The organism is Wolbachia endosymbiont of Drosophila leontia (genome assembly GCF_028981785.1).
GTDB classification, from domain to species: Bacteria; Pseudomonadota; Alphaproteobacteria; order Rickettsiales; family Anaplasmataceae; genus Wolbachia; species Wolbachia pipientis.
In genome coordinates this window covers 1-1,549 of sequence record NZ_JAPQLK010000169.1, presented here as the reverse complement: position 1 = coordinate 1,549, position 1,549 = coordinate 1, and the positions used below count along the sequence as shown (strand labels likewise).

The 1,549-nt window shown below is 33.4% G+C and carries 1 protein-coding gene; it reads left to right on the top strand.

All coding sequences use genetic code 11. The annotated features are described in order from the left end of the window. The first annotated feature begins 250 nt into the window (after window positions 1-250). Entirely contained in the window at window positions 251-1,432 is a 1,182-nt protein-coding gene (locus tag OZD63_RS05745; RefSeq protein WP_275008353.1) for a ribonuclease D, read from the top strand. Window positions 1,433-1,549: the final 117 nt, after the last annotated feature.

Sequence of the window (1,549 nt, the reverse complement as noted above, 5' to 3'; positions counted from 1 at the left end):
TTAATCCATCATAGCTAGCGATGCAACAAAGCCCACTGGAATCCAGCCTTTATTATGCAGCCACTTGGTTGAAATTAAGTCTTCTAGATCCCAGTGTCAGCTACTTGGATGACAGGAGAAGGAAGCACTGGAATTGGGATGGAAAAGGCTATTTGTGTTATGCCAATGAGTGATAGAAAGTTCTGCAAGAAGTCATTAATTGCAAAAATTTAATATAAGTGGTAAAGTAGAACCACTGAATAAAAAACATATGTTAATTAATACAACGTCGGAGCTGGAGGACATATGTGAGGGGTTGATAGCAAAAAAGCCGAAATTTATAGCAGTTGACACGGAGTTCATTAGAAATAATTTAATCTACTACCCAAAATTATCGTTAATTCAAATTTCTTACGGAGAGAAGAGTTTTATTGTAGACGCATTAGTGCCAGAAATTGATTTATCATTCATTAAGAAAATAATGCTAAATCAGGGGATAACCAAAGTGTTTCATAGCTGCCGGCAGGATATAGAATCCTTACTCACTGTGTTTAAATGTATTCCTACTCCCATTTTTGATACCCAAGTTGCTGCTATGTTTTGTCATTATTATCATGACTTTATTGGTTACTCAAAAGTAGTGGAGCAATATCAAGGAATAGCACTGGATAAAATTAAAGCTAAAAATTCAGACTGGTTAAGGCGTCCGTTGTCCGAAGATCAGTTAGATTATGCAGTAAACGACGTGGTACACCTATATGACCTATACCAAATATTGTGCAATAAACTTGAAGAAAATAATAGGATGGGTTGGTTTCAAGAAGAGATGGAATCAATAGTTGATATAAATAAGTATTTACATAGCCCAAAAGATGCATGGAAGAAGAGGATTAAATTTAATTATGAAGTAAATCCAAGATTGATACTAACTGTTAAAGCAGTTAGTGAGTGGCAAGAAACCTTAGCACAGCGCTATAATATGAACCGTAATAAAATAATCAATAATGCTGTAATAGCTGATTTTATTGAAAAAAATGTAGAGCATGTTGATGAGATTTTAGATGATCTCAAGAGGAATACAAAAAATATAAAAGATGCGGATTTACTAGAGTTTGTGAATATTTTTAATGAAAATGAGAGAAATTGGATGCAGCAAAACAACACCTTATCGAGTAATTATGACAAATCTGTACTTGATATACTCTCAATTATTTTAGATAGTAAATGTAAAGAAAGTAACATATCAAGGAAATTAGTTTCTTCAAAAGATGAGTTAACCGGGTCAATATCTAGACAGACAGATAAATTATTCAAGGGATGGAGATATGATTTTTTTGGCAGGTCAGTTGAATCATTTTTGAACACAAGCTCAAAATTTGAGATTTCAGCAGTGAAATCCGCAAATAATATAACCAAAATTCAGAGTAATTTAGTGGAGAATAACTGTTGCTAAAGTAACTTAGATTTATCGACAATCGTCATCCCGCTACGTGTTAGTGGCTAAGAACCTGTTAAGGATCTCGAAAATATGAGGTAGAATAAGCATAGTTAAGAAAGAGGTATATCTATG